This is a genomic window from Chloroherpetonaceae bacterium (assembly GCA_033763895.1).
GTDB lineage: Bacteria > Bacteroidota > Chlorobiia > Chlorobiales > Thermochlorobacteraceae > JANRJQ01.
Window position 1 is genome coordinate 1 of the sequence record JANRJQ010000005.1, and the last position, 25,959, is coordinate 25,959.

Sequence of the window (25,959 nt, forward strand, 5' to 3'; positions counted from 1 at the left end):
ACTTCCTCTTCACCTTTAGAAACCTCCGGTGAACCGGCAGAAATTTGGATCGCCACGGTTGGAATTCCAATTCCAACATTCAAAAAAGTTTCTGATGATGTTGTAAGAGTTCGAACTGACCCTGAACCCTACCCCACTTCAACCACACTTTATATTTACTATACTGAAGTCGATGACGCCGCCAATCCCGATAAAAAACTTGACCCGACCACATTATTACGTTTAAGAAGATGCGAGACCGGGCTTTAAATTCACTTTTTTTTATTTTTAAGTAAATCTAATGAAATCAAATAATAAAATTAATCATTAAATCTCTTTTTATGAATAAAATTAATTATCGTTTCTTTCAATTCTTGATTTCCTTGATTTCACTTTCAACTATATGCGCTTGTTATAATAATGAAGATTCCTTCATGACTGAAATTCCTATTCAATTTGTTGCAAATGACATCATTATTGGTAATAATTTTGCACAGGTAGAATTCTCGGATGATGGACGTTCAATGACTTGGGTAGAGCCCAGTGGTACAATTCAAAAAGTATATTATGCTGATGTAAATTTAGAAACGGGCTTGCCTGATTTAGTCAATAAACAGTTTATCGATAATATTCAAGGCCAAGGGTGGCCATATTGGGGAAAATATTCTCAAGGGTCGTTTTTTTTAATTTTGAATACAAGCAAAGAATTTATTCTCGTTCGAAAAACCGGTTTTAATACGCTCATAAAAACAAATTTAGGAACTATTAATTCGGATATTAAAACCCTAATCAATGTTTCTTACAATCCTTCAAAGCCTTATTTTTGGGTTAGTTATGTGGTAAAATCAACCACGATTGGCGGAAAAGATAAACTTTATTGTTTTCGCTCCGATAATCTCACCACTCGAATTTTTGTGAATGAAGAAATCCCAAATAATGCAGGCTCTGCTTATGAATTAACTTTCCCTCGATGGGTTAAAAATTCGGAAAAATTACTTTATCCTTTTAGAGGAAATTCCTCGATTCCAAAATTTGATATTAAACTTTGGGATAGCTCAACTCAAACATCTACCCAAATTACAAATGATGGAAATTCTTTTCATCATGTGGATGATTTAGCTTTCACTATAAATGATCAAAATTATTTATTCAGTAGCAAAGACGCGAGTATCTTGACCATTTGCAAACAGCAAACGAATGGGCTTTATACTGAAATCGAAAGTTACTCTACACCTTCCACTATTTTACCTTATACTTTAACCTCCTTTGAACCTTTTACAATCAATGGTAAAACTTTTGGCGCTTATCAAGTCTATGAAGGTGGTGGAATTCCGGGAAACACCAAAGGAGAAATATGGTTAAAGGGAATTCTTGGAGAATCACTTCAAATCAAAATTAGTACCTTAAATGGTGTAACTCTCGATCCTGAATATTTAATCGGAAACTCAAAAGTTTGGATATACTATTATGGGAAGCCGATCGGTCAATCCGCGTTCGATTTACATAGATGCGAAACCCCTTTAGGTCTTTAACTTTATTCATTTTTTTTATCTCTTTCACTTTTTAAATCTATTTGTTTATGAAAAAAATATTATCTCTTCTCGTTCTAATCTTTTATTTCTTCGCTGGCTGTTCAAATAATGAAACAATCGTTACACCCGAATCACCGCAGCCAACTGTTATCAGTGATATTGCGTTAGGTGATGGAAATACTTTTTATTTTAATATCGAATTTTCACCCGATATGCAGTATATGACCTTCACCGAGCTTGTGGGTGGAGCAAATAATATTGCTCGAGATTGGATGTGTGTAATGGATAAATCAACCGGCACGTTGGGTGGAGATGGGACCGGGAAACAATACTTATTATATGAACGAACCGGTTATTCTCCCGATAAACAAATTAATCCGCAATGGGGCGTTGACGCGCAAGGGCAATTTTCTGTGACTCTTGATAATTCCGGTAAATTTTTAATATTCCGCCCCAATGGAAACAACGCCCCTACCTTGACCACCTTATCGACACCCTCCAATAATACCCGATTTCTTCCTTATCCGGCACGAGTTCCCAATAGAAATTCTTCCCTCATTGCCTATACGCAGCGCGACCCGCAAAATCGAATCCAAATTTGGGTTATTGATATGGCAAATCCTAATAATGAAATGCAAATCACCAGTGGAAATTTAGGGGTTTATAGCGGTACAAACAGTTCCCCGATTACTCTTTCGATTCAGCGTTGGTTTTGGCCTGTTCCCGGTGCCGGAAGCAACACTTCCGGACTTCCGGAAATGATTTATGGTTTTATGAATTCAAATAATAAACTCCAAATCAGAAGCGCGAATTTCACCACGGGCAGCCCGGTCATTACGGATGTTACTAATGACATTTATGACCATATTGATGATTTTACCGCAGTCATGAACAATGAAAAATATCTGCTTGGGGGTATCAATAATTCAGGAGAAGGACGATTGTATAAATTCAATGGAAATCTATATACTGAGCAGCAATCCATCAAGCCTACGCCACAAACTTTTTTAAATGCGACGACTTGCAGTTCCTTTGAAATATTTAATTGGAAAGGAAAATATTATGCGCTTTATCAAATCCTTGATAACAATACTTCTGCTCTGCCCACCGGTGCAAACCAAGAAACGTGGGTATGCTCGTTACTCGAAACCGATGTTAATTTTATGGTCACGCCTAAAACCGCCAATGTTCGATTAGACCCCGAATTCTACCTTGCCAATGAAAAACTTTTCATTTTTTACTCTGCACGCTTACCAAATGGAAAACGCGAGTTACGAAAAGCAGAAATAAACTTATAAATCCCACACCTGCAAAAGATCCCTCGAAAAGAGGAAACTTTTACACCAAAAAGAAAGGGCAGAGAACACTGCCCTTTTTTCAAAAAATGTCAAAAAAGTAGTCTTGGTCATTTGGAATTTTTTAATAAAAACACTAAACTCAAAACATCTCAATTCGATCATCAGAAACCTTCACCGTTTCCCGATGTTCTGATCGTTCTCTCTATCGCTGCTCTGCCCAAATCTGGTGCGCTTCCACGCCCGAAATCCCGCGTAAGCTCAACCACCTTTAAGGCATTTTAAGTGATGCGTGAGTGCGAGCGTTGAGATATTATAATTCTCATAAACATAAAACACTCTTTATATGCCTATCACGTATTATTTGCAACCGAATCCGGTTACGCCCGACCCGAACGACCAATCGGCGCGTGTTCTTGCGAATTCATCCTTCAACTTGGATGATATTGTTTCTAAAATGGTGCGGCGCGGCACCTTGGTTACCGAAACCGACGCCCGTGCTGTACTCAATCTTTTCTTTGATGTGGTGACGGATGAAATTGTCGATGGCAATTTTGTTAATCTACCGCTCGTCAATATCCGCTCGGGAATCTCAGGCGTTTTTGAAAGCGCAACCGATTCTTACGACCCCTCTCGCCATACACTCCGCGCAACGCTTTCTTCCGGCACCCTGCTTGCGGAAAAAATGCAAAACGCCAGACCCGAAAAAACCCTTCAGCCAACACCAACTCCCGTCTTGCTTGAATTCTTTAACATCAATACCAATACCGCCAATGGTGTGATTTCACCCAATGGCATCGGTCAAATTGTGGGTGAAGAGTTGAAGTTTAACCCAAGCAATGCCCAAGAAGGGATTTTCTTTGTTGCAACCGGTGGCGCTGAAACGCGGGTTCAAGTTGTGGCTTCGAGAACTGAAGGAAGATTGGTCTTTAGCATTCCAACCCTTACAGCTGGAAACTACACCCTTGAGGTACGCCGAGCCTACACCAAAGATAATGTCATCCGCAAAGGTGCCCTTTCCGATACGCTAAGGGTTGTTTAAGCGGCAAACATTACTTTTGGTAATAAATATTGATTTTACCATTATAATACACCCGTAAAAGCACAATGCCTTATAGTGAGCGTAACGATAAGGCATAATCACGGAAACTATAAGGCATATTCATCTTGACTATAAGGCATAAACAAGTTGACTTTAAGGCATAATTTTCCTTACTTTAAGGCTTAGTGGAAACGCTTGCCACCAACCTTGAGGGAAACCGTTACCACCAAGCTTGAGCGTCAACTTGTTTGCCAATATTGAAAGTAACGCTTTCCGTCAATATTGAAAGTAAACTTCTCCGCCAAGCTTGAGAGTAAAACGGCGCGAAATTCAGAATACCTGACTAAAACAAAACATTCAAAAAGGACAAATACCGATGAAAAAGCACAATATTTATTTACTTATTCCCTTTCTGCTCCTTCTCACAAGTACAAATCCGATAAATGGCACTAATCAAGAAAAGAAACCCAAAGCAATATATAAAGTAGGCAGTTCACGAATTAGCGTTTGGGAAAATGCAAAAGACGACGGCACCACGTGGAAGAATTTCAAAGTTGAAAAGGTGTATAAAAAAGGCGATGAATGGTTTACTTCCTCCAGTTTCAATGAAAAGGAACTCAAAGAATTGAAAGAAGCGATTGAAGAGGCTTTGGAGAAGGAGAAGAAGTAACTACTACATTTTTTTAATCATATTTTTACTAATAGAAAAAAATGAACAAATTAGTTTGCACACTCATACATGTATTAATTTTTGTTATCTTAAGCAATGAAATATTTGCAAGACAATTACTTCTTGATTGTAATAATTATTCTAAGAAAAATAAATTAAGCCTAATAATTTATCACATAAACAATATTGACAGCAACCTTGTTATTGGTGAAATTATTAAAAAAGCATTAGTTATTAATAATTTTGACAGTACAAACCAACCAAAGTACGAACAGGAACTATTTGATTTAATTGATGTGCCAATACTTGAAGCTATTTACAAAACTTACAGCCCTTTAATAAGTAATTACGGTGAAAAATATTACGAAATAATTTATAAAGGAAGAAAATTATATATTGAGGAGAGTGCAATTATTTTAAAAGAACGCAGTTATAATGAAATGTTATATCTTGACTTTGAAAAAAGAATGAAATATAAAGAATATGCATTAAATAACTGGCAATTGTTTTATAAGCAACAAAAAGAAAAGGCAAAAAAAATTAAAGCTTACTACGAGAAAAATGGTATATGCATAAATAGTCTCGAGCCATTTAAAGTAAGCGAGTATACAGAGGGTATGGGAGTTTCATTCAATGTTATAAATACTTCAAAGAAAACTATAAAATACATAAATATAAGCTTTTCTGGTATAAATCCCGTTGGAGATCCTGTTTACATAGAAAAAAGGGGCGGTTTTACTGAAAGAATTCAATGTGTAGGTCCAATTGAACCACTTAAATCAGCAATTTATGAATTTGAGTATATCTGGCTTTCAGATTTAGTTGAGAAATTAAAGATAAAGAAAATTGAAATTATATATATGGATAATTCAGCAAAAATCCATACTAATATTGAAAAGCTTATACCAACTTCAGACGAAGAAAAGTATATTTTATATTTCAATGAATAAATCTTATGCCTAAATAATAATTTATTCCAATTATTTATATGAATCTAATCGAGAAAGGGATCAAAGAGGGTTTAATTTCTTTAGACTATGAAACTAACACTCTTCATTACTTATTCAATAATAAGAAAAGAAATTATAGTAATCCAGAAGAAAAAGTACAGGTAGAAGCTTATTTATCTTTGATTTTCTTATATGGGTACCCCAATCATCGAATTAAAATTTATGTACCTGTTCAAATGGGCGCAGAAACCAAAGAAGCTGACATTATTGTTTATTCAGATGATAATTGTGAAGAAACCTACATTTTAGTTGAGTGCAAAAAAGAAGATTTAACCGACCAACAATTCAATATTGCCGTTGACCAAGCATACAGTTACGCAGTTGCCGAAGGGGCAAAATATGTTTGGACAACCTCTCGTATCAAAAACCAGTACTACGAAATACCTAACAAGAAACCGAAAAGTAGAATTGAAATTCCAGATATACCGCAATTTGGTATCAATAAACTTGCACTTTACAAGTATGTGAAAGGTGGTCTTTCGCAAACTCTAAATGATGATTCTTCTATTACCTTAAAGACCGACTCTGTTGTTAAACAGAAATTTTTTGAACTCCAACCCGTCAGTGAAACCGAACTGACAAAAATTTTCATACAAGCGCATCAAGCACTTTGGGGCGGTGGTCAGAGAAACCCAAGTGTTGCGTTTGACGAATTGGATAAACTTATCTTCTGTAAAATTTGGGACGAGAAGCACCCAAGAAAAACAGGCGAACCTTATGACTTTCAAATTTTCCGTGACGAAGACCCGGAAGATTTGCTAAAACGCATCAAGAAAATTTATGCGGTTGGCGAAAAAGAAGCCCCCGAAGTTTTTAAAGACGGCATTACACTCTCCGCACAAGAAACCCTGACCATTGTAAAATACTTTCAGCGTATCAACCTCAATAAAACTGACCTTGACAGCAAAGGCAAAGCTTTTGAGACGTTTATGGGCAGTTATTTCAGGGGCGACTTCGGGCAATATTTTACACCAAGACCAATTGTAAAATTCATTGTGGACAGTTTGCCAATTACGCACAAATCAAGAGTACTTGACACCAGCTGCGGAAGTGGTGGCTTTTTGCTATACGCTTTGGACAAAGTGAGAGAACAAGCCAACGAATTTTACGACCCAATAAAAGACGAAAAAGACCATTACAAATATTGGCACGACTTCGCAGAGAAAAACCTATTTGGTATTGAGATAAACGACCAAATTGCCCGAACCGCCAAAATGAATATGATTATTCACGATGACGGACACACCAACGTAATTGCATCGGACGGGCTTTTAAGTGACACCGAAATGCAAGCCAAATCGGGAAACAAAGAGTTTAAATACAATTCGTTTGACTTCATCATTACTAATCCACCTTTCGGAAGCAGCATTAAGCAAACCGAAAAGGCATATATGCACCAATATAATTTGGCAATTAAAGAAGTGGATTGGCTGAATACAACCGCAAGTGGCAAAGCCGCTTTGCGTGACAGCCAAAGCACCGAAGTTTTATTTTTGGAGCAGTGCCACAAGTTTTTAACCGAACACGGTTATTTGGCTGTTGTAATTCCTGACGGTATTCTTACGAATAGCAGTTTGCAATATGTGCGGGACAACATTGAAGAAATGTATCGCATTGTTGCCGTTGTTTCTATGCCTCAAACCGCTTTTAGTGCCACAGGTGCAGGCGTAAAAAGTTCTGTTTTGTTTTTGCGTAAACACAAAGACAAACAAACTGAAAAAATCAGCAACCAAAAAGCAAAACTGAAAGAACAGGTAAAAACCGACAACAAGTATATTGCTACCATTGAGAAATGGGAAAAGGAAAAAGCAGATGCTATAAAGAAATTGGAAGCAGATGCAAAAGCAAAAAACCCGAAAGCCAACAAAAAGGAAATTACAGAAATGATACAAGCCGATAAGTCGGCTGTACAAGCTGCATTTACCGACAAAGTGAATTTGCTGAAAGAAGAATTGACCGAAAAATATTTTTTGGCAAAACAAACCGCTATAGAAGACTACCCTATTTTTATGGCAATAGCCGAAGATATTGGCTATGATGCCACTGGCAGAAGCACCAACAACAACGAGTTGATTGAAATAGGCAAAGAGTTATCAAAGTTTATTGCTCACATTAACAAGACCGAGAAGTGATGAGCAGTTATACTATTTCACCAACACTCAACAAAAGCCGAGTTTTCATTTTGCAAAAAAGCGAATTGGAAAAACGGTGGGATCCTTCTTGGTATATTTATTTGCAGTCAATTCAAGGATTTAAGGATAAAAAAGTTCCAGTAAAAAACCTTCTTCTTGAAAATCCACAATACGGAGCAAATGAAATTGGCATTGAAAGGCTTTCAAACACAGAACCTCGTTATATAAGAATAACAGACATTAATGACTTTGGAGAATTAGAAAATGTTTTGGGTAAAACTGCTTCTGTAATTGAAGAAAAATATTTTTTAAATGAAAATGATTTATTGCTTGCAAGAAGTGGCAATACCGTAGGTAAATCTTACTTACACAAAAACGTTGGCTATAATTGCTTTTTTGCAGGATATATGATTAGGTTTAAACTTGACCAAACAAAGGTTTTGCCTGAATATATTTTTGCTTATACGCAAACAGAATTTTATAAGAAATGGATAAAGGCAATTCAAAGAACAACAGGTCAGCCAAATATTAACGCAGAAGAATATAGAAGTTTAGAAATTCCATTGCCAGAAAAATCAACACAAGATAAAATTGTGAAAATTTATTTTGATTTTATTGCTCAAAAGCAAAATAACGAAGCAGAAGCAGATAAACTACTTTCAAGCATTGACGATTATTTGTTAAAGGAATTAGGAATAAAACTACCTGAACCGCCCAAAAATACTTTGAAGAATAGAATGTTTACAAGGACTTTAAAGGAAATTTCAAATAATCGTTTTGATCCATTTTATCATAAGGAAGAATTCGCAGTTCTTGACAAAATATTGGACAATAAAATGTTTATAAAGTTCTCCACTTTAATTCAAGTAATTACCAAGGGAGAGACACCACTTTGGAAAGGTGAAAGTTATGTAGATAGTGGTATTCCTTTTCTAAAAGTTCAAAACATTTCAAGTGATGGCATTTTTGGTGAAATAACATTCATTACTGAAGAACTTCATAAAAAAATGACAAGGTCAATACTTAAAGGCGGTGAATTACTATATACAATGGCAGGTTCAATTGGCATAGCCACATATTTACCTATCGACTTTGGAGAAGCAAATATCAATCAAGCAATTGCCAAGATTATTCTTAAAGACAACCTTGAAATTGACAAATCATTTTTGCTTTATATTATCAATTCTAAAATTTGTAAAAAGCAAGCTGAGAGATTTTTAACTGTATCTGCACAACCAAATATAAACTTTGACCAAATCAAAGCTATTAAAGTTCCTGTTCCACCACTTGACAAACAAAAAGAAATAGTGGAACACATTACAGGTATCAGACAACAAGCCCAACAACTCAAAGACAAGACAAACGAACTTTTGAAAAAAGCAAGTGAAGAAATTGAAGAAATATTATTGAACTAATGGGTAAAAAAGGGAACATAAACAATTTGCACGGCATTGCACAGTTTGCATTGTTTGTTACTTCATATATCCCTCTATTTTTACTCATTATTTTTCGTCAGCTATTTGAGAATTTCAGTTTCCTAAACTTTAGTGGTTTAGATTATCCATCTATCAAATTATTTATAACTAAATTTGGGTTATCTACATTTCTTTCTTTAATATCAATATTTGGTGGGTTTGGTTTTTGGCTTACATTACGAAATATTAAAAGTGTTGCGGAAAATGGACGCCCTATACGAATTAAAGATGTAAAGAATAAAAACAGTGAGGCTATTGGCTACATTGCAACATACATCATCCCTTTTCTTTTCCAAAGCTTCAATGGGTATTATGAGTTTGTTTCTGTAATTTTCTTACTTTTTATAATTTATCGAATTTATATTAATTCTTCTTTATTACTAATCAATCCAGTTTTAAGTGTATTTTATTCTATATATGAGGTTATTTATATTGATGGGTCAAATGAAAGAAATGGATTAATAATAATAGAAGATAATTATTTGCAGGATAATGAGGAATTAAAAATATACGAAATTGGTCATAAACTATTTTTCGCAATCAACAACTCCGAAGAATGATTTTAGAAGAACTATCAGAAAAACTCCAAGAGATTAAAGTGAAAAACACTTTTCTCTATTTCATAACGAGGGTTCTTAAACCTGTCTTTAAGAAATCAAGCAAGGTAATGGACAAATATATTTTCAAAGTGTACCAAATAGACGTAGTCGATGAAATACAAAAACATTTGCACGAACTTTCACAAGAACAACTTTCATATCTTGCAGCAAAGAAAACTGAACTTCAAGAGTATGACATAATCACTGATGATACACAGAAATTGTTTACTTATCAAATGACAAACAATGCAATGTCATTTGCTGATGTCGTAAACAAACAACTCAAATCACAACCACCAAGAATAACAAGTCTTGAAGAAATTATCTTGAATGAAGAGCTTTGGGCTTATTGTGTTGGTTTTCACATAAAGGGTTCAGAATGGATTTATACATTTAGAAAAATTCTATCAGGTAAAGTTGCAATTGATGAAAAAGAAGGCAACAAAAAAAGTGTTATACAAAAAGCCATACGGACAGTTTTCGGCACGAAAAGCCAAAAACTTGAATTGATACAAGGCGAGACAGTAAACCTAGACAAGCAAATTGATTGTATTTTTTATGATGATATTTTTTACATAGCTAAGAAAACACAGTTTGAGCAAATCGTAGGACTTGAAGAAGAATTTAAGGAACAAGCAAAAGAAGTGTTGGCTGTACTTGAAAAAACCAAAATGATAGAAGGGCTTGAAGTTCTTGAAAAGCAAATTGAAGACAATCCTTCAATTCACAGAAAACTTGTCCGCCTTTCCAAAATTGGTAACTATAGTGCTTTAAATACAAATACTATCAGCAAAATGCAAGAAATATCAAGACTTCACAATGAAAAACTAAAAGTAAAAAATGATAAAATTTTAATTGAAGATGAAAAAGATTTATCTATTGTGGTTAAGTTACTATGTGATTACTATAAAAAAGGTGAGGTTTCTGGTAAATCATACGGTACTTTTGCCGGTGAAAAGTTGGATTAAAGTATAATAAATTAGTATATAAAAATTCGTTTACTTGTTAAAAAAGATACCTCGGCTTAGCTATCCGAAAAGTATTTATTGTTATTGACCGATAGCCCAAAGCTTGCAAGAAATTTAAAAAAAACGAAATAAAAATCTTGCACAAAAAAAAACCTTTTCTTTCTTTATATTGATTAATAATATAGAGTATAAATCATTACCACAAATTGATTTTTCCAAACTATAAAATATGATAACAATGTTTAGTAAAGGTGATATTATCCTTCCTAAATTAAAAGTAAAAAGCAAAAATGGTTTTTTTAATTTATTCCACTCAATTGTTATTTGGGATGAGGAAACAGACTGTAAGGTTAACTTTCAAGGTATTATTTTAACTAAAATCCATCCAAGCAAAGAGTACAATATTGAATATATGGATTCATCTTACTATGCTTTTGGGCATATTTCTAAATTAGATAATATATATTTTATAAATAGAATTTTTCATAAATTTCCGAAGTGGAGCGAATTTGAATTAATTGGTAAACTAAACACCAAGGGGCTGGGTGTCATTGAGGTATATTTAGAAGATTATACTCCACTTAATTTTAGCAAATACAAAAAAATTCTGTTATAAGTCAAAAAAGAGATATCTGAGATAAATTTATATCGACTTCTGCTTATGGAAACCACCGAGCAACTGCAAAAAGTATTGTTCAATTAGGCGTTTGAGTTTTGTGAGGTTGAGACGGTGTATTTTCCTAAATTTTAAATATGTTTTATAGGCGAAAAATAATTCTGGCTTTACTGCAAATCTTTGACGGGCGATTGGATAAAATTCGCTTGCAAAAACTGTTGTTCCTGTTTGCCAAAAAGCAAGCAAAAGCTGAGTATGATTTTATCCCCTACAAATTTGGTTGCTATTCTTACTCTGCCAATGCCGATATGACGGCAATGGTTACAAGGGGATTTTTAATCGAAGATGAAAAAACTTTTGCCAAAAAAGACCCAACTGATTATTTGAAGCAACTGAAACATTCCGACCTAAAACTGTTGCAGGAAGTAAAATCCAATTACGGAAATATGAGTGCCAATGCTTTAATGAAGCACACTTATATCAATTTTCCGTTCTATGCCATTAAAAGTGAAGTAACTGGGAGTATTTTAAGCCATAAGGAAATAGAAAAAATTACAAAAGCCAAACCGAAAAGCAATAAAACAGTGCTGTTTACTATCGGTTACGAAGGTATTTCCCTCGAAGAATATTTGGTTCGTTTGCTAAAAAACGATGTTAAAGTTTTGGTGGACGTTCGCAACAATCCGTTGAGCATGAAATACGGTTTTAGCAAAAGCCAGTTGAAAAAGTTTTGCGCCAGCGTAGGTATTGATTATGTGCATATTCCCGAAGTGGGCATACAAAGCGACCAACGTCAGGAACTCAAAACCCAAAGCGATTACGATAAATTGTTTGCCGTTTACCATAAAAACAATTTGGCACATACGAAAGCACATCAAAACGAAATACTAAAATTATTGAAGCAACACAACCGCATTGCTCTAACCTGTTTTGAAGCCAATATTTGCCAGTGCCACCGCAAGCACTTAGCCGAAGCAATAGAAAACCTTTCCGGCTTTGACTATGAAGTAAATCATATTTAAAATGGCATTGACGAAAGTATTAATCTTTCTAAAAACGTATCCGACACTTTCTGTCAAGTATGATGAATTGGTTTGCACGGCAGGTTTCAGAGAAGATGGTACTTGGATACGGCTTTATCCTGTACCGTTCCGAAAAAAATCTTACAATGAGTAATACAAAAAATACAACTGGATAGAAGTTGATTTAGTCAAGAACACTAGCGATTTCCGACCTGAAAGTTTCAGACCTCGTAGTATAAATTCCGAAATAAAAGTTGTTGGACATATTGATACAGCCAATAATTGGGAAGAACGTAAAAAAATCTGTTTAAGGAAAATTTATTACAACCTCACAGAACTGATTGCAGAAGCCAAAAACAAAGAAATCTGTACTTCATTAGCCGTTTTCAAACCGACAGAGATATTAGATTTTACTGCCGAACCTGTTGAACGAAATTGGGACAAGGAGAAATTAGAGAAGCTAAACCAACTCAATCTATTTGAAAGTGAAAAGGAAGGAAAATTTGTAGTAGTTCAGAAAGTGCCTTACAAATTCAAATTTCATTTCAAAGACAATCAAGGCACCGAAAGCCGTATGATGATTGAAGATTGGGAAACAGGCCAACTTTTTTGGAACTGCCTTGTCCGACACAAAGGGAACGAACAGGAAGCAATTTCAGATGTTCGCAAAAAATACTTTGATGACTTTGCTAAAACTAAAGACTTGCATTTTTTCTTAGGCACAACGGCACAGTTTCACAACATAGCTCCAAATCCCTTCATCATAATCGGGACATTTCAACCTAAAATAGAACTACAAGGGAAACTATTTTAACAACTCTATTTGCAAGCACTTTGCCAAAGCCCTTCATATCAATGCAAAGCAGAATACTTTGACAGGAGCTTGAAAACCAACTTAAGTCAAATATCGCGTTCAAATTTTTATTGATTATGACAATCCTATTTGAACCAGATGGGTTGAGTCGCTTTTCGTGGCTTTTGTTAAGACTATAGCCGATTGGGTTTGGTCGTGTTACCTATTTGGCCTTAGAGTTTGTGTGTAAAAAAAAGGGGTTCAACTTTTGAACCCCTTTTTTATTTATTTTTCACCCCTAATCGATTATTCCCTCTCCCGAAACTCCGAATCAATATAACGCAATTTAAGAGTGGTAGAAGTTAATTCTGATACTTCGTAGGTCATTCGTTTAATTCCGCCCCAGTAAGCTACTTCAAAAACCAATTCACTTTCCGATTTTGAAATGATCTTCCCTTCGTAATTCATGTAGGTAATTGGAGGCGTGCCGCACCAACCCGCATTTTCGCGCTCACTCATTGCGCCATTTTTTTCAAATCGAATTCCCTTTTTCTCCTCATCAAATGCCGAGCTTCGTTCAAAAGCCGAAACATTGCCTTCGGATTCGTAAGCCGTAAAGACCCAAGTGCCTTCCAAGCCATCCCATTCTAATTCGCCATCGGTAGGGTCAAGCGGCGTGGTGCAGGCTTGAAGCCCTAGAAGGATGAAGATAGCAATGAGGATGCGCGAGGTTAAAGGCAAAGCTGATTTTTGAAGTTTATTTGACATAGCCGTTTCATTGAAGTGTTTTCATTGACTTTAAACTTGACAAAAGTAAGAAAGTCCTTAAAAAAAATTATCCCTAAATTTGTCATTTTTTTGTAAGAAGTCACCCTTCCTTCCCCACCACATACGAAGTACTCCCATCGTGGCCTAAAGCAAAATCAGCTTGATCGAAAAATTTGGCGCGGGCGGCAAAGGCATTCAAGCGGTGGCGCGTGATGAGATGCGTGAGAGCGCTATCAGCGCAGTAAACTACGGGCCGTTGCAAATCAAAAAGTTTTTTGGCGGCGTTCAAATTTAGGGCGTAGGCATGTGTGCAGTCGTGGTAGCCGGCTAAATAAAGATTTTGCGAATATTCACGGGGAAATAAATAGGGCACATCTTTTGCACGCCATCGGTACTTATGCCCGTGCCACACCGAATAAAGAGAATTATAGAGCCACTCACGTGATTTTGAAATTGGTTTTTCGTGGGTGGTGTAGCCCAAGTACACAAGTTCCCAAGAATTAGGAAGGTCGTTTAGGGTGGCTTCAAGTCGATGAAGATTGGCGGCAATCGGTATGGCATCATCTTCAAAGATGAGCGCGTTCTCGATCCCATTATTGACCATTCTCTCATAAATGCTGCGGTGCGAAAGTGAGCAAGCAATTTGCCCAAGCGTAAGCTCGCGCTCAATCACATATCGGTTCAATTTCATTGCCCGCTCACGGTGGTAATCCCCGGCATAGCGCAAAGTTTCGAACGAAAGCACCTGCTTATCAACCCCATAAACCACTTCATAATCAATCCCGGCAAGGCTCTTTTGAAACTGCGCTTGCCGGTCTTTCGCCCGCTCAAGAGTTATGACATAAATCTTCGCGAATGTGCGGTTAAGTGCCGCAAATGTATTGCCAGTCATTGTGAGTCGATGAAAGGTTAAGTCGTTTGAATTGGCTATTGGATTTAATTCAGTTGTGCTTTCACCAATTCTTTATAGCGTGCTAACGCTTCCGGCAGTTTGGATGCATCTTTGCCACCGGCGGTTGCGAGTTCGGGTCTGCCGCCGCCGCCGCCTTGCAAGAGTTTCGCCACTTCGCCCACCAGCTTTCCGGCTTGGACTTTCGATTTCAAGTCATCGGAAACACTTGCCACCAAAGAGACTTTTTCTTCCTGAATGCTATAAAGCAACGCGACGCCCGTTTTCAATTTCGAGCGCAAGGCTTCTCCCAATTGGCGAAGTTCTTCTCCGCCCGCTTGCACCTCTTGAGCCACAATTTTGGCGTTGCCAATCACTTCGGCTTGTTCCACAAAGGCATCCAAGGTGTGCATTGCCGCATCGAGCCGTGCTTTTTCGAGTGCTTTTTCAAGCGATTTCTTTTCATCCAATATTTTCCGAACCTTTTCAAGTACGTCGTCTTCGCTTTGCACGCCAAGGCTTTGCTTAATGCTTGAAAGTTGTTGCGTTGATTTTCGGAGCAAATCTTCAGAGGCTTTTCCGGTAATGGCTTCAATGCGCCGAATGCCTGAAGCGATGGAAGATTCCGAGACGATTTTGAATAGCCCGATTTCTCCGATGTTTTCGAGGTGCGTGCCGCCGCAGAATTCAATTGAAAAGCCCGGAACCTCAACTACGCGAACCTTTTCGCCATACTTATCGCCAAAGAAGGCCAAAGCGCCCATTGCTTTTGCCTCTTCAAACGCAACATCGTTGTGCTGTTCCACAACTTTGGCTTTTCGAATTTCAGCATTCACCAATTCTTCAATTTTTTGCAGCTCTTCTTCGGTAACCTTCTCGAAGTGGCTGAAATCGAAGCGCAGGCGCTCTTCATTGACAAGCGAGCCTTTTTGCTGCACATGCTCCCCAAGCACGGCTCTGAGCGCGGCATGCAAAAGGTGGGTTGCGGTGTGGTTTCGCATTGTGGCGGCGCGCTTTACGCCATCTACGGTTGCGAGAACCTCTTTTGCAAGGCTGGAGACTGTGAAATCATGAATGACGACATCGCGGCCGGTTTCTTTATCTTCCAATCGCGCGGCGATGTGAAGAATTTGATCGCCATCTTTTTGCGTATCGCGAATAAAGATGCGGTATTGTGCAGTTTCAAATATGCCGCTATCGCCCGCCTGTCCGCCACTTTCAGCATAAAACGGTGTTTTATCCAAAATAAAGAAAAGCTCCTCACCCACTTTTTTAACGCGGCGGATTTTGGCATTTTCCTGCAAACTTGAATACCCTTTGAAAGCCGATTCCTTTCCGGTGCTGAACTTCACCCACGCGCCTTCGGCTGCTTCGGGCATAGCCATTTTCTTTTTGCGGTCTTTGCGCGCGCGATCTTTCTGCGCTTGCATATTGGCCTCGAAGCCGTCTTCATCGACCGAGAGACCGATTTCAGAAGCCATCAACCGCGTGAGATCAAGCGGAAAACCGAATGTGTCGTAAAGTTTAAAGGCGTCTTCACCTGAAATTTGTGACTTCCCTTCTGCTTTGGCTTGCGTGGAGATTTCACCAAAGATTTCAATCCCTCGGTCAAGCGTCACCAAAAAGTTTTCTTCTTCCGATTGAATGACCTTTTCAATGAGCGCTTGTTTTTCTTCAAGTTCGGGAAAAACTTCGCCCATTGCACCTACAAGTGCAGGCACAATTTTATAAATCATCGCTTCTTTTTGGCCGAGAACCCGCGCATAACGAACAGCGCGGCGCAGGATTCGGCGCAGGACATAGCCGCGGCCTTCGTTACTTGGTGTGGCGCCATCGGCAATGGCAAAAGATAGTGTACGAATATGATCGGCAATGACACGAATGGCAATGTCGGTTTCGTCTTCCAACTTCGCTGTGTATGGCCTCCCGGTGAGTTTGGAGATTTCGGAAATGAGCGGTGTAAAGACATCGCTATCGTAATTCGAAGTTTTGCCTTGCAAGACCGCAGCCACACGCTCGAAGCCCATTCCGGTATCGACATGTTTTGAGGGCAACGGCTCAAGTTCGCCTTTTGAATTGCGATTGTATTGGATAAAGACCAAGTTCCAGATTTCAATCACGCGGGCATCTCCTTTATTGACAAGGGCTGCACCGGATTTATCGGGCGTAAGGTCAATATGAATTTCGGTACACGGGCCACAAGGTCCGGTTTCACCCATTTCCCAGAAGTTATCTTTTGCACCGTGGCGTTGAATATGGGAGGGATCGATGTCGGTAAAATTTTTCCAAATGTCGAAGGCTTCGTCATCATCGGTATAAACTGTCGCATAAAGCCTGTCTTTTGGCAGTTCCCAAACATTGGTGAGCAATTCCCACGCCCAGCCAATGGCTTCTTCTTTGTAGTAATCGCCAAATGACCAATTCCCAAGCATTTCAAAAAAAGTGTGGTGGTACGTATCGCGGCCGACATCTTCAAGGTCGTTGTGTTTACCTGAAGCGCGAATGCACTTTTGCGTATCCGCAGCGCGTTTGTACGGCCGCTTTCCTGTTCCCAAAAACACATCCTTAAATTGATTCATCCCTGCATTCGTGAAGAGCAGTGTTGGGTCTTCAGCCGGAATGACGGGTGCGGAGCGAACGATTTCGTGTTGTTTGGAGCGGAAAAAGTCGAGAAATGTTTGGCGAATGTCTTTGGCCGTTGGCGCTGGTTTCATTGAGACAGAGATTCCTTTCGTTAAATCTGAAATTGTTTGTTAGAATGGTTTGAAATGCGATTAACCGTAAAGTTACGCACGGCGAAGCGATTGGAAAAGTTCAACCCAAATTCATTCTTTATTAGGATAAGATGCAACCAAGTACTTTTTGAACTGATTTACATTTCAATTCTTCTTTATTCATTCCCTGCTTTCATACTATCTTTGCGCTTTATTTTCATAAAATAGTTTTTTGTTTGAATGGGTCTTGTCTTTGACATTCTTGGGAATTTGGCATTTTTGCTGATTGCCTTTTCATACCTTGTTCGCGATATTTTCCGGCTTCGAGTCTTGTCTATTATTGCAAGCGCGGGAGGTGTTGCATTTAATTATTTTGCGCCACAAGAGCCCCTTTGGATTGTGATTAATTGGAATTTGGTTTTTATCTCGGTGAATGCCTATCAGATTTATGTCATCATTCGGGAGCGGAAGGAAGTCAAATTCACGGTCGAGGAAAAGGAAATCTATGAACGTGTATTCCGGAATCTGACACCGGTTGAGTTTATGCGGCTTTTAAAAGTCAGTGAATGGCAAACCCTCAAACAAGGCACGATCATCATTGAACGCGGAAAAAAAGTGGTTTATGTGGGGATTATTTATGACGGGAAATTATCGATTTTGGTTGATGATAAGGTCGTCGCTCAATTAGGAAAAGGCAGTTTCATTGGTGAAATGAGTTTTATTACCGGCAATATGGCTTCCGCGACAGTTGTTGTAGAAGAAGATTCGCATTGCCTTTTGTGGAAGCAAGAAACGCTTCATAATTTGCTTGATCATGATCAAACCTTGAAGAATGGGGTTCAAACTGCCTTCGGCGCCGATCTTTCCAAAAAGTTGACAAAAAAATAGACCATAACGCTATTAACAGACAATTACTTTTTTTCGAAGCAAGAATTCGGTGTTTGAGATAAGACCCTCATTCCTTAGATTCGTTAATATATGAATCACTCAAAGAATTGAATGCTACCTGCAACATTAAAAATATTCCTACTTTTTATCTTTATTTTCTGTACGACCGCAAGAGGGCATGCCGAGAATGAGTCTTCCCTTACCATCGAAAAAATTTCATTTCTCATTAAAAAGGCAGAAGAAAACGAGCTTTATGGAAACTACAAACTTTCAGATAGCTTAGCCAAAGAAGCGTTGGTACTTTCCGAGAAAATGGGATATCGACAAGGTGTTGCGCGCGCGCTCCATCATATCGGACTCATTGCATCATTAGGAAGTAATTACAAAGAGGCTTATCAATTTTATATCAAATCGCTCAATATTTTTTCTTCAATCGGCGATTCGCTCGGCATTGCAAAAAATTATAACGCTATTGGAATCATTTATTGGCGTCAAGTTCGTTATGAAGAAGCACTTGAAAAGCATTTTCAATCCTTAAAAATCGGAGAGGCCCTTCGAGATACTTTTACAATTGCATCTGCGGTTCACTCGCTCGGATCGATCTATTCAAGGCAAGGGCAAATTCAAAAAGCAGTGACAAACTTTAGAATGGCAATTGATTTGCGAACGAAAATCTCAGACTTGCGCGGGATTTCAACCACACTCAATTCTTTAGCCTTGATTTACTCAGAAGACTTGGGGAATGAGGATACCGCCTTGGTTCTCTTTGCACAATCCAATGATATCAAAGAGCGAATCAATTTTAAAAAAGGTCTTTCCCAAACGCTTTTCAACATTGCAAGAATTTACGAGCGGCGAGGTCAATTGGAAATGGCAGAGCCTTTGCATATTCGTGCACTTAAACTTGATGAAGATCTTGGCGATACCCGCGGAATTGCGAATTCATATATCGCTATTGGTGATTTAAAGCGAAAACAAGGAAAGTATAGAGAGGCCATTGACTTGGCTTTGCTTGCCGTGAAAATGACTGAATCTGTCGGTGCAAAGGCCGAAACCGCCGATGCCTATCTTTCGCTGGTGAATACTTATGAATTAATGGGAAATACCTCGGAAGCCCTGCGATACCACAAGTATTTTTCAGATTTGCAACATGAGGCCTTTGTGCAATCAATCGCTAAACGCTCGGCAGAACTCTCGGCTGAGCATGAAGATGCGCAAAAGCAAAAAGAGATTGAATTGCTAAAAAAATCGTATGAAGTTGGTCAATTGGAAATTTCAAACCAACGCTTGGTTCGAAATGTCTTGATTGGCGGCTTTCTCTTTCTGGCTCTTGCGACATTTCTTATCGCCAATCGTTATTATTATAAGCAGCGCTCTGAAGCAAAGTTAATTGAAAGTTATGAAAAGCTTCGGTTGCTGAACGAAGAATTGCAAAACGCCAATAAAACTAAATCGGAACTGCTCAGCATTGCCGCTCATGATTTGAAGAGCCCTTTGATGACGATTTCAGGCTTTACATCTTTAATTAAAGAAGAGCAAGAATTGCCACCAAAAGCCATTGATATGATTGAGCACATTCAACGAGGGTCTCAACGGATGCTTGCCATTATTATCAAACTCTTGGATGATGCCGCTCTTGAATCTGGGAAAATCTCGCTTCAACCAAAGGTGCTGGATATTGGTGAATTGGTTGAAAATTGCGTGACAGAATTTAAACCCGTTTCGGAGCGAAAAAAACAGCGGCTTGAAGCCAAAATTGAGCGAGGTTTTAGCATCATTGCTGATGAAGCGAGAATGAGAGAAGTTGTAGCGAACCTTATTAGCAACGCCATCAAATTTTCAGAGGAGAAAAAAGCAATTGAAGTTTCTATTTCCAAATCATCTTCACCCTATGCCAATCGGGAAAATAAAGCAGATGCAAACATAAACAATGAATTTGCCTCCAAAGAATTTGTTGAACTCACCGTTCGTGATGAAGGTCAGGGGTTAAGCGAACACGATAAAACCCTGCTCTTCGGCAAGTTTCAAAGGCTCTCTGCACGGCCAACGGGAGGCGAAAGCTCTACAGGTCTTGGACTCTCAATCACACGGCAATTGGTGGAACTTCACGGAGGTTCGATTGAAGCCTTTTCAGAAGGAATTGGTAAAGGAACTCTTTTCCGCGTTTTGCTTCCGATTCAATAAGTAAATGCGAAAACCGTTGTGCTTGCTTTCGCTTGAGATAGAGTCGGTTCAGGATTTGAGAATAATTTTAGTTTCAAAAAAATGAACTTCCCTACTCTGCAATAAACTTTCGAATCGAAAACATGCTTCCAATCAAACCAAATCCGGCACCAATCAGAATGAGCACAAAATAAAAGTTGGGATTTTCAATTCGGATGGCTTCGTACACAACCGGTAAGAGGGCTTGAATGGCTTGCTGAAACAGCCTAAGTGCAACCACTGAAATCACGCCACCCAATAAGCCTTGCATTAATCCTTCTAAAATGAATGGCACCCTTATGAAAAAACTCGTTGCCCCAACAAGTTTCATTGTTTTGATAATATCCCGCTTTGCATAAATCGCGAGTCGAATGGTATTTGAAACAAGGGCAATTGATGCCAATGAAATGATGAAACCAAGTCCTATTGAAATTGAGGTGAGAAGTCGTGCATTTTTATCTAGCCCAAGCAAAAACTCTTTGTTGTAGCGGGTTTCGAGGATAGGATTACGCTCGGGGAAGCGGCTCTTCGCAATTGCTTGAAACCTTTTGACGGTGAGTTCTAAGCTATCAAGTGAGGCATACGCAGGCCACAATGAAAGCCGCAGAGAAACCGGCAGCGGATTTACTCCTAGAATCGAAACAATATCTTCACCAAATTCTTTCTTAAAAATCTCTGCCGCTCGCTCTTTGCTGATAATTTCTGCTTTTCTCGCCCACGGCTGTGATTTCGCGGCGATGAGCAAAGTTTCCATCTCTTCTTTTGTCAGCGATTCCGAAAGAAAATATTCCACTTCCACTTGCTCTTTGATTTCATCCAAAATGCGTGTGGCATTGAGCGAAAGCGCGGTGAAAAATCCGAGGATAATCAGCGAAATCCCCACGGTGAGAATCGTAACGGTGGTGGAAAGTTTCGCGCGTTGAAACCCCGAGAAGCTTTCGCGTACCCAATACGGAAGTGCCATCGTTACGACTTCGCTCCTTTACTCATTTTGAAGAGCATTTCGCTCAAGGCGCAATGTGAGAAATGCGCAGGAAATCGTTGTATCTCGCCTCGACATCTTTCTTCGTCAGTTCTGCAAGCCTTTCAATTCCGAATTTTTCAACGGTAAAACTTGCAAGTGTACTGCCGTAAATCACCGCCTTGCGCAAATTCATTTCAGAAAGATCATTGCACTGCGATAAATACCCCACAAAGCCGCCGGCAAAAGTATCACCCGCGCCAGTCGGGTCAAAGATTGATTCAAGTGGAAAAGCCGCTGCTGAAAAGAAACTTGAATCAGTAAATAAAAGTGCGCCGTGCTCCCCTTTTTTAATTACCAAAATTTTTGGACCCATTGCACGAATCTTCTTCGCGGCTGAGATGAGATTGCGCTCACCCGAAAGCGCTCTTGCCTCGCTATCGTTGATAATCAAAACATCAACGAGTTTCAAAGTATCTTTCAATTCACTGAGCATGCCGCTAATCCAAAAGTCCATTGTATCGCAAACAATAAGTTTTGGCTTTTTCACTTGCTCTAAAACGCGGCGTTGCAAAATAGGGTCAATATTTCCAAGGCAAATAAACTCGGTTTCTTGATAAGACGAAGGAATCACGGGATTAAACTCGGCAAAGACATTGAGCTCGGTATAAAGTGAATCGCGGGTATTCATGTCATCATGATACTTCCCGCCCCAACGGAAGGTTTTGCCGCCTTCAACAATTTGCAAGCCTTCGGTATCAATTTTTCTGGAGGTAAAAACAGGTAAATGTTGATTAAAATCAGATCCAACAATCCCTACAAGCCGCACGGGTTTTTCAAAATGACTTGCTGCCAAGGTGATATAAGTGGCAGAACCACCTAAAATATTATCCGCCGTTCCGTGCGGGGTGTGAAGCGTATCAAAAACTAAAGAACCAACAACAAGAATAGACATTCAAAATAAATTAAAAGTTATTAATTATGAGTTAAACCAGTTCAAAATTTCATTTCAAAACATATCGACTAAAGTCAAATGTTCATCTTAAGCAAAACATTACAACTCAAAAAGAGCCGACTCCCCGGGCGGAAGCATCAATGAAAGCATATTCCCTTTCAACTCAAAGGAACGCCCTTCAAATTCATCCTTAAGCGATTTTTTCTTGGTATCAAGTGGAATTTGAATTTCTTCAGTCCCATAAAAATTTGTATTTGAGACAAAAAGCAAAATCCGATCTTTTGATTTTCGTGTTAAAATCAACACCGGATGATGAACGTCGCCAATGACCCGCATCGCTCCGGCGGCGGTATCTGTAATAACCTCTAAATGTTTGCTTCGTGCTTTCATCACCATTGCCACATACGCTGCAAATTCTGCTCTTTGCTCCTGCTCCCAATCATACGCGTATTCGCTAAAGAGCGGCAACTTTTCCGAGGGGAAAAGATTCAACTCTTCAGGTGAAAATCCAATACCGGTGTTAATCGGATACCACTCGGCAATTTCACTGCCACTATGTATAAAAGGAATGGCAGGAATCACCGAAGTGAGCGCAAACATAAATTTTGCATACCTTCTTCCAATTTCGCCATCACCAAAGCGAGACGCATTTCGTGGCGTGTTATGGCTTTCAGCAGTTCCAAAAAAAGGCACCGGAATTCCCTGCTCGCCAAAAAATGCCAAAAACTTTTTCAGTTCCGCGGTTTTATGCCCAACAAATGGAATGCTTCCAATCACTGCGTTATAGCCTTCTTCTCTGCTCTTATGCGTGATGTCAAAGTTCTCATCCCAGAAAGCAAAGTCGGGATTTATTTTTCGGGCGGCAGCAACCATTTTCTTTTTCAATTCGCTTGGCAAGGCATGCCCCATATCAATCATTACGCCATCGATTCCAAATGTCTCTTGATAGTACGGAATGATTCCAATTATTTTATCCCACAAGGGTTTATTGGCAAATTCCTCTCGCGCAAGTTCGGTTGAATACATCCGAATGGTATTGTAGGCGATATAATTGAAATCGGGATGATCATACATTTTTAAGTAGGTCACGTCGCCCCACGGTGGTTGGGTATCGTCCGGCGGCCAATCCGCAAAAGCTCCGGGGATTCTGCATTGTCGGCCATCTTCGGTAGTTCCAATATATTGACCGTTTTTCATTTGAACAGTTGTAGGGGTTGGCGTAAAGAACGATCGGTAAATCGGATGCGGTTCGGGCAAATTCGAAAAATCGCCCTCAGCAACTTTTGCATTAATCACCGAAAGTTCGATTGGTGTAAATATCGGGTTTCCATATCGCCCTTCATCCTTAGCTCCCGATGGTCGGTTTTCAACTCGGTCATCAATCCAATAAAACCACTCAGGATGTTCTTTCACCCAATCGCCATCTTTGGCTGAGGTACGAAAAACAAATTCCACCACAACCCGAAGCCCTAAGTGATGACAGGCCTCTACAAATGCTTTGAATTCTTCTTCAACCGTTAAACCTAAAATGGGTTCAGAAAGCGCGTCATCAAGTTTGTAAGGGTTTTTAATCGCGTAAGGAGAGCCTAAGCTGCCTTTGTTTCCATCGCGTCCAATGGCAGTAATCGGAAGCAGATGAACGACGGTGGCGCCAAGTTTTTTGATGTGGGGCAAAAGCGCAATTGACTTTAAGAATGTTCCGGTTTCGCGAAAGCAGGGTGAACCGGGGTCAGGATTTGAGATCAAATCAATGGTTCCATTTCCATTGTGATCAAAGGCCGTGGTTGTTCTCACAAACAAATTATAAATCACCGAGTTTTTTGACCATTCACCGCCTTTCCCTGAAACGACAGATTCCTTTGGCTTCGCCAAGATTTCCTGAATCGCTTCGGTGTAGTATTTTTGCGGGTTTACGGATTCTTTTCCGTTTTCGAATTGGCCTTTCCAGATTTTTGGAACATAGTAGGTTAACCCTTTTGTGCCATTCAAATTCTTTAATGCGCTAACGACCTTTTGTAAGGACATTGGATATATTTGAGAAAAATGATTGATATGGTTTTATGGCGATGATTTTGGGAGAAAGATCATTGCTGCTATGAATATACGCCTTTCATTGAATTCTCCATTCAATCGTCATATTTATTGCTATTTTTTTCCTAACAACCAAAATGCTTGGTTTCATTTTGTTTTAATTAATTACCAACACTTGTGTCTATATCCGACTTGGAAAACCCAAGAAATTTCAAACTCACGATAGAATACGATGGAACCGACTTCGCCGGTTGGCAACGTCAGCCGCAAAACCCTCATCAACATACAATTCAAGGAGAAATTGAAAGAGTTTTAGCTGAGGTGTTACAAGAGCCGATTGAAGTATTTGGCGCCGGCCGTACCGATAGCGGGGTTCATGCGAAGGCGCAAGTCGCGAACTTTCATACTTCAAACCCAATGACCATTTTCAAATTGCAATATGCCTTGAACCGTATGCTCCCCTCAGGTATCAGGGTAATAGATATGGTTGAAGCGCCACCAGATTTTCATGCAAGGTATAGCGCGGTGAGCCGAACCTATCGGTATTTTGTTGCTACGAAGTCAACGGCGCTTTTATCTCGTTTCACCGGATTTTATCCACCGCGTAAATACAATGCAACGACGTTCAATCTTGAGGCAATGAATGCCGCAGCCGTTCATCTTTATGGAGAGAACGATTTCGCTTCATTTTCAAAAAAACATGCGGAGTCCAAGCATTACCGATGCTTTCTCAAATTTGCAAAGTGGCGGAGTATTCGCCGCAATGAGCTCTTGATGTTTGAGATTACCGCGAATCGATTTTTGCATTCGATGGTGAGGCTTATTGTTGGCACACTAATTGAAGTCGGTGCGGGAGCAATATCACAGAATGAATTTGAAGCGATTTTCAATGAAAAGACCGTTGATAATGCCTCGGCCCTTGCTGAGCCTTCCGGGCTTTTTTTGTGGAAAGTCGAGTATTGAATTATTAATTTGGAATTGGGAGTAAGGATAAAATTTTTTTGAAATAGAATAAATTAATAATTGTGAGATTCATTTGATGAATGCTTAAAGCGTATGCAATTTTAATGTTCTGATTTTTGAACCCTCGATCAAGTTTTTCGAAAAAACCATTACTCTTGAAGCATTCACGACCCCGCTTGGCGTTGAATGTTCTATTAAATATTCTAATATTCGTTCCATCGAAAATTCCACAAATCGTATTGAATGCTGGTTATGCCTTTGGCGTTATCGCGTATGAGGTTGCGGACTTGAGTTTAGTCAGTTAATTATATTGCCATTCCAATCAACATTATTAGGAGTAAACTTTTTATACCACCTTTCGATAAAATTGTCAATATTATTCGTATCCTTATCTATTAAATTTTTCAGTTTATTAATCTTATATTTAATGCCAAATTTTGTAAAAGCCCTACCAA

23 protein-coding genes are annotated in these 25,959 nt (G+C 38.9%); 17 read left to right on the forward strand and 6 right to left on the reverse strand.

From position 1 onward, the window contains the following. From SFU91_04895 to SFU91_04960, 14 genes are all read left to right on the forward strand, one after another. On the forward strand, positions 1-249 hold a 249-nt coding region (locus SFU91_04895; protein MDX2128355.1), incomplete at its 5' end, for a hypothetical protein. 164 nt (positions 250-413) lie between these two features. Continuing rightward, positions 414-1,511: a hypothetical protein gene (locus SFU91_04900; GenBank protein ID MDX2128356.1), complete on the forward strand. Its 1,098-nt coding sequence runs from the start codon at positions 414-416 to the stop codon at positions 1,509-1,511. 47 nt (positions 1,512-1,558) lie between these two features. Further along, positions 1,559-2,809: a hypothetical protein gene (locus SFU91_04905; protein MDX2128357.1), complete on the forward strand. Its 1,251-nt coding sequence runs from the start codon at positions 1,559-1,561 to the stop codon at positions 2,807-2,809. 343 nt (positions 2,810-3,152) lie between these two features. Beyond that, a complete protein-coding gene (locus SFU91_04910) occupies positions 3,153-3,848 on the forward strand; it encodes a DNA-binding domain-containing protein (protein MDX2128358.1) in 696 nt (231 codons plus the stop codon). Positions 3,849-4,224: 376 nt separating this feature from the next. Next, complete coding sequence (locus SFU91_04915) at positions 4,225-4,518, forward strand: hypothetical protein (GenBank protein ID MDX2128359.1); 294 nt, start codon at positions 4,225-4,227, stop codon at positions 4,516-4,518. 41 nt (positions 4,519-4,559) lie between these two features. Further along, positions 4,560-5,468, forward strand: a complete 909-nt coding sequence (locus SFU91_04920) for a hypothetical protein (protein ID MDX2128360.1) — start codon at positions 4,560-4,562, stop codon at positions 5,466-5,468. Positions 5,469-5,506: 38 nt separating this feature from the next. After that, entirely contained in the window at positions 5,507-7,660 is a 2,154-nt protein-coding gene (locus tag SFU91_04925) for an N-6 DNA methylase (protein ID MDX2128361.1), read from the forward strand. Continuing rightward, positions 7,660-9,075, forward strand: coding sequence for a restriction endonuclease subunit S (locus SFU91_04930; GenBank protein ID MDX2128362.1), 1,416 nt, complete (start codon positions 7,660-7,662; stop codon positions 9,073-9,075). Before SFU91_04925 ends, SFU91_04930 begins: the two co-directional genes overlap by 1 nt. Further along, on the forward strand, positions 9,075-9,695 hold the full coding sequence (locus tag SFU91_04935) for a hypothetical protein (protein MDX2128363.1): 621 nt from the start codon (positions 9,075-9,077) through the stop codon (positions 9,693-9,695). Before SFU91_04930 ends, SFU91_04935 begins: the two co-directional genes overlap by 1 nt. Then, positions 9,692-10,702: a DUF4868 domain-containing protein gene (locus SFU91_04940; protein MDX2128364.1), complete on the forward strand. Its 1,011-nt coding sequence runs from the start codon at positions 9,692-9,694 to the stop codon at positions 10,700-10,702. The genes SFU91_04935 and SFU91_04940 overlap by 4 nt, the downstream gene beginning before the upstream one ends. A 238-nt stretch (positions 10,703-10,940) precedes the next feature. Beyond that, positions 10,941-11,318, forward strand: a complete 378-nt coding sequence (locus tag SFU91_04945; GenBank protein ID MDX2128365.1) for a hypothetical protein — start codon at positions 10,941-10,943, stop codon at positions 11,316-11,318. Positions 11,319-11,509: 191 nt separating this feature from the next. Next, positions 11,510-12,340, forward strand: a complete 831-nt coding sequence (locus SFU91_04950; GenBank protein ID MDX2128366.1) for a DUF488 domain-containing protein — start codon at positions 11,510-11,512, stop codon at positions 12,338-12,340. A 1-nt stretch (position 12,341) separates the two neighbouring features. Then, positions 12,342-12,494 carry a hypothetical protein gene (locus SFU91_04955; GenBank protein MDX2128367.1) on the forward strand — a complete coding sequence of 51 codons (153 nt, stop codon included), beginning with the start codon at positions 12,342-12,344 and terminating at the stop codon, positions 12,492-12,494. Between the two features lie 366 nt (positions 12,495-12,860). After that, positions 12,861-13,154, forward strand: a complete 294-nt coding sequence (locus tag SFU91_04960; protein ID MDX2128368.1) for a hypothetical protein — start codon at positions 12,861-12,863, stop codon at positions 13,152-13,154. A gap of 285 nt (positions 13,155-13,439) precedes the next feature. Here the strand turns inward: SFU91_04960 and SFU91_04965 are convergent, their stop codons facing one another. The 3 genes from SFU91_04965 to alaS form a co-directional block, all read right to left on the reverse strand. Further along, on the reverse strand, positions 13,440-13,901 hold the full coding sequence (locus tag SFU91_04965) for a hypothetical protein (GenBank protein ID MDX2128369.1): 462 nt from the start codon (positions 13,899-13,901) through the stop codon (positions 13,440-13,442). 100 nt (positions 13,902-14,001) lie between these two features. Continuing rightward, positions 14,002-14,793 carry a glycosyltransferase family 25 protein gene (locus SFU91_04970; protein MDX2128370.1) on the reverse strand — a complete coding sequence of 264 codons (792 nt, stop codon included), beginning with the start codon at positions 14,791-14,793 and terminating at the stop codon, positions 14,002-14,004. 44 nt (positions 14,794-14,837) lie between these two features. Beyond that, the gene (gene alaS / locus SFU91_04975) at positions 14,838-17,504 is read right to left on the reverse strand and encodes an alanine--tRNA ligase (GenBank protein MDX2128371.1); all 2,667 of its coding nucleotides are present in this window, start codon (positions 17,502-17,504) and stop codon (positions 14,838-14,840) included. 240 nt (positions 17,505-17,744) lie between these two features. Between alaS and SFU91_04980 the strand changes: the two genes are divergently transcribed. Then, complete coding sequence (locus tag SFU91_04980; GenBank protein ID MDX2128372.1) at positions 17,745-18,392, forward strand: cyclic nucleotide-binding domain-containing protein; 648 nt, start codon at positions 17,745-17,747, stop codon at positions 18,390-18,392. A gap of 111 nt (positions 18,393-18,503) precedes the next feature. After that, entirely contained in the window at positions 18,504-20,576 is a 2,073-nt protein-coding gene (locus tag SFU91_04985) for a tetratricopeptide repeat-containing sensor histidine kinase (GenBank protein ID MDX2128373.1), read from the forward strand. A 91-nt stretch (positions 20,577-20,667) separates the two neighbouring features. Here SFU91_04985 and SFU91_04990 read toward each other — a convergent pair whose 3' ends face one another. The 3 genes from SFU91_04990 to SFU91_05000 form a co-directional block, all read right to left on the reverse strand. Further along, entirely contained in the window at positions 20,668-21,558 is an 891-nt protein-coding gene (locus SFU91_04990; protein ID MDX2128374.1) for an ABC transporter permease, read from the reverse strand. 43 nt (positions 21,559-21,601) lie between these two features. After that, the gene (locus SFU91_04995; GenBank protein ID MDX2128375.1) at positions 21,602-22,510 is read right to left on the reverse strand and encodes a PfkB family carbohydrate kinase; all 909 of its coding nucleotides are present in this window, start codon (positions 22,508-22,510) and stop codon (positions 21,602-21,604) included. A 99-nt stretch (positions 22,511-22,609) separates the two neighbouring features. After that, positions 22,610-24,535 (reverse strand): alpha-amylase, encoded by a 1,926-nt coding sequence (locus SFU91_05000; GenBank protein MDX2128376.1) that lies wholly within the window; start codon positions 24,533-24,535, stop codon positions 22,610-22,612. 183 nt (positions 24,536-24,718) lie between these two features. Between SFU91_05000 and truA the strand changes: the two genes are divergently transcribed. Beyond that, positions 24,719-25,504, forward strand: a complete 786-nt coding sequence (truA, locus tag SFU91_05005) for a tRNA pseudouridine(38-40) synthase TruA (GenBank protein MDX2128377.1) — start codon at positions 24,719-24,721, stop codon at positions 25,502-25,504. Positions 25,505-25,959 lie beyond the last annotated feature (455 nt).

Coding starts and splice junctions, on each gene's coding strand:
- SFU91_05000 (MDX2128376.1), bottom strand. CDS start 24,535: ATGTCCTTACAAAAGGTCGTTAGCGCATTAAAGAATTTGAATGGCACA.
- SFU91_04985 (MDX2128373.1), top strand. CDS start 18,504: ATGCTACCTGCAACATTAAAAATATTCCTACTTTTTATCTTTATTTTC.
- SFU91_04915 (MDX2128359.1), top strand. CDS start 4,225: ATGAAAAAGCACAATATTTATTTACTTATTCCCTTTCTGCTCCTTCTC.
- SFU91_04920 (MDX2128360.1), top strand. CDS start 4,560: ATGAACAAATTAGTTTGCACACTCATACATGTATTAATTTTTGTTATC.
- SFU91_04955 (MDX2128367.1), top strand. CDS start 12,342: ATGGCATTGACGAAAGTATTAATCTTTCTAAAAACGTATCCGACACTT.
- SFU91_04905 (MDX2128357.1), top strand. CDS start 1,559: ATGAAAAAAATATTATCTCTTCTCGTTCTAATCTTTTATTTCTTCGCT.
- SFU91_04925 (MDX2128361.1), top strand. CDS start 5,507: ATGAATCTAATCGAGAAAGGGATCAAAGAGGGTTTAATTTCTTTAGAC.
- SFU91_04945 (MDX2128365.1), top strand. CDS start 10,941: ATGTTTAGTAAAGGTGATATTATCCTTCCTAAATTAAAAGTAAAAAGC.
- SFU91_04965 (MDX2128369.1), bottom strand. CDS start 13,901: ATGTCAAATAAACTTCAAAAATCAGCTTTGCCTTTAACCTCGCGCATC.
- SFU91_04980 (MDX2128372.1), top strand. CDS start 17,745: ATGGGTCTTGTCTTTGACATTCTTGGGAATTTGGCATTTTTGCTGATT.
- alaS (MDX2128371.1), bottom strand. CDS start 17,504: ATGAAACCAGCGCCAACGGCCAAAGACATTCGCCAAACATTTCTCGAC.
- SFU91_04990 (MDX2128374.1), bottom strand. CDS start 21,558: ATGGCACTTCCGTATTGGGTACGCGAAAGCTTCTCGGGGTTTCAACGC.
- SFU91_04900 (MDX2128356.1), top strand. CDS start 414: ATGACTGAAATTCCTATTCAATTTGTTGCAAATGACATCATTATTGGT.
- SFU91_04910 (MDX2128358.1), top strand. CDS start 3,153: ATGCCTATCACGTATTATTTGCAACCGAATCCGGTTACGCCCGACCCG.
- SFU91_04930 (MDX2128362.1), top strand. CDS start 7,660: ATGAGCAGTTATACTATTTCACCAACACTCAACAAAAGCCGAGTTTTC.
- SFU91_04970 (MDX2128370.1), bottom strand. CDS start 14,793: ATGACTGGCAATACATTTGCGGCACTTAACCGCACATTCGCGAAGATT.
- SFU91_04995 (MDX2128375.1), bottom strand. CDS start 22,510: ATGTCTATTCTTGTTGTTGGTTCTTTAGTTTTTGATACGCTTCACACC.
- SFU91_04940 (MDX2128364.1), top strand. CDS start 9,692: ATGATTTTAGAAGAACTATCAGAAAAACTCCAAGAGATTAAAGTGAAA.
- SFU91_04935 (MDX2128363.1), top strand. CDS start 9,075: ATGGGTAAAAAAGGGAACATAAACAATTTGCACGGCATTGCACAGTTT.